This window comes from Bartonella melophagi K-2C (assembly GCF_000278255.1).
GTDB lineage: Bacteria > Pseudomonadota > Alphaproteobacteria > Rhizobiales > Rhizobiaceae > Bartonella > Bartonella melophagi.
Genome location: NZ_JH725084.1, coordinates 103,186 through 105,213, shown reverse-complemented (window position 1 = coordinate 105,213; position 2,028 = coordinate 103,186). Strand labels below are relative to the sequence as shown.

Sequence of the window (2,028 nt, the reverse complement as noted above, 5' to 3'; positions counted from 1 at the left end):
TAAGGAGAATAATCAGTTAGATTTTATCTTTATAAGAGTGTGTGGTTTTCATAATAAGTCCTCTAAAATGGAAACGTTAAATAATCTGTTTAGTCATCAGAACATGTCGAGTTTTATTGATTCAAAAGAGGCTCAAAAGTTTTTAATCAATAAAAGTGGAGTATTGGCCTTTAAAAGTTTAAAGTCTTAAGAGTCGACTTTTTAGGTGAATATTAAAGAAGAGTTTTTGTTCTCTTTTTGTTATTCTTTGTAATGTAGGTTTTTAGAGTATTTCAAAGAGAGTATTTTATTCTTCCAAAAGCATTATTTAGAGCTAAAAGTGTAGGTGTTATTTGTAACCTCCGTGGTATGATGTGATTAATCTAATTGGTAGTCTATATCTTCTATATCTTTAGGTTTTTCAAAAAGTGACTTGCCTTTATATTAAAGGTAAGGGGGTATATGTATAACGAGTAAAAAATTTAAAGTGGGTATTTTATTTTTTAAAGCGAATTCCTGTAAGGTATTTTGTGTTGCGTTTATTTTTAAGCTAGGGTGGGCTTTTTGAGGTGTTTATTGGTAAATAAATTGGAGTGTTTTTAATTTTTTGTGTATGATAGTTTATGAGGGTTAATTTGCAGGGTAGTATAATTATTTGAGATTTTTTATAATGCTGTGTTGATGAATGTTTTTTTATTTGAAGAAGGACGTAAAGATATGGGTGGAGTTTATACTTAAGCAATAACACCAGTAACTATTGAGTGGGGTTGTTTCTTGTGAAGTCTTTTTATTATGAGAAATGTTTACAAAGAGCTTAGCTGTGCTGGTGTATTTAAAACAAAATTTCTTCCTGTCTCAACAACTTCCTTCTTTGTTGTGTTTGATCCGCCAGTTATCACAAGAGCGTCAAATGTAGTAATACCAATTAGTTTTGCCTTTACGGGAAGAGATGTTTTCTTGATATAGACCTTGGCTGTGATATCTTTTCTATCACCTTCAATGGTTAGAGGAGGTGTTTTTTTATAACCACTTTCATTCTCCTTAATGTTGACCCACTTTTCCTTTTGAAATACTGGTTTTTACCGTAGTATTTTAGGTTATTTTTATAGCAGTTTGTGTGTAATCGCTGTATTGCAACTTTTACAAAGCTCACACCAGAGAGTGTTTGTAGATAAACCAAGAGCAATTAAAATGTGGAGCGTTTGCCTAACAAGTAGATTGTGTTCCTATTTAAAAGCGTGAACACCTTCGTAAGAACAAGAACCATCGATATTATGGGAAGAATCGTAACGAATAATATCATTCATTTAAAGACAGAAAAAAGCAAATTCTAAATAGATGTCCTTCTTCCCGTCTTACCTAAATCGGTAAAAACGCTCGGAATTTATCCTATGGGTGATGGAATATTCATCAATGACAAGTAGAGCAAGAAATTTATCAAAAAAACCTTTGGTAACTTGCTTAGAAGAGCATGTAATACAATAAACATTAAAAAATCAGCTTATAGATTAAAAACACAAACTATAATAAAAACAACTCATACAGAGGTGCAATTTTATATGTGGAAACAACTTTTGGGTGGATGGAAAATAACACGACATCTCTCTATACAAAGAGTGCTCACTACAAAAAATTAACTCTTGAATTAATCAAAACCTATAAAAAGGTAAGAGATATTATCTGAAAAACTTAATAAAACCAATGAAATAAAATTTCCCTAACTTCTACGTAACCTATTGATTTTATTAAAATCTGGCGGAGAGAGAGGGATTCGAACCCTCGATATGTTTTACCATATACACGCGTTCCAGGCGTGCGCCTTCAACCACTCGGCCACCTCTCCAGAGGTTTGTACTATATTCAGAAAGAAATAACCTGCAAGCTTAAATTATATACTTTAAGCAATAAAAAATTACTTTATTTATTATTCATTAAAACAATGCTGAAATAGGTAAAATCATATTTTTTGATTGTTATTTATTGCAAAGAGACAAGCGCTTCACTCAGACCCTTAAATGGCGCCACAAAGGAAAGCGCTTTTCCCTCTTT

The 2,028-nt window shown here is 31.8% G+C and carries 1 protein-coding gene and 1 tRNA gene; one reads left to right on the top strand and one right to left on the bottom strand.

Features of this window, described 5'->3' with window-relative positions:
• Positions 1–190, top strand: a 190-nt coding sequence (locus ME3_RS07110) for a hypothetical protein (RefSeq protein WP_210160363.1), incomplete at its 5' end; no start/stop codon positions are given.
• Positions 191–1,732: 1,542 nt separating this feature from the next.
• On the opposite strand, the gene ME3_RS05615 is transcribed toward ME3_RS07110, so the two are convergent.
• Positions 1,733–1,822, bottom strand: a tRNA-Ser gene (locus tag ME3_RS05615).
• Positions 1,823–2,028: the final 206 nt, after the last annotated feature.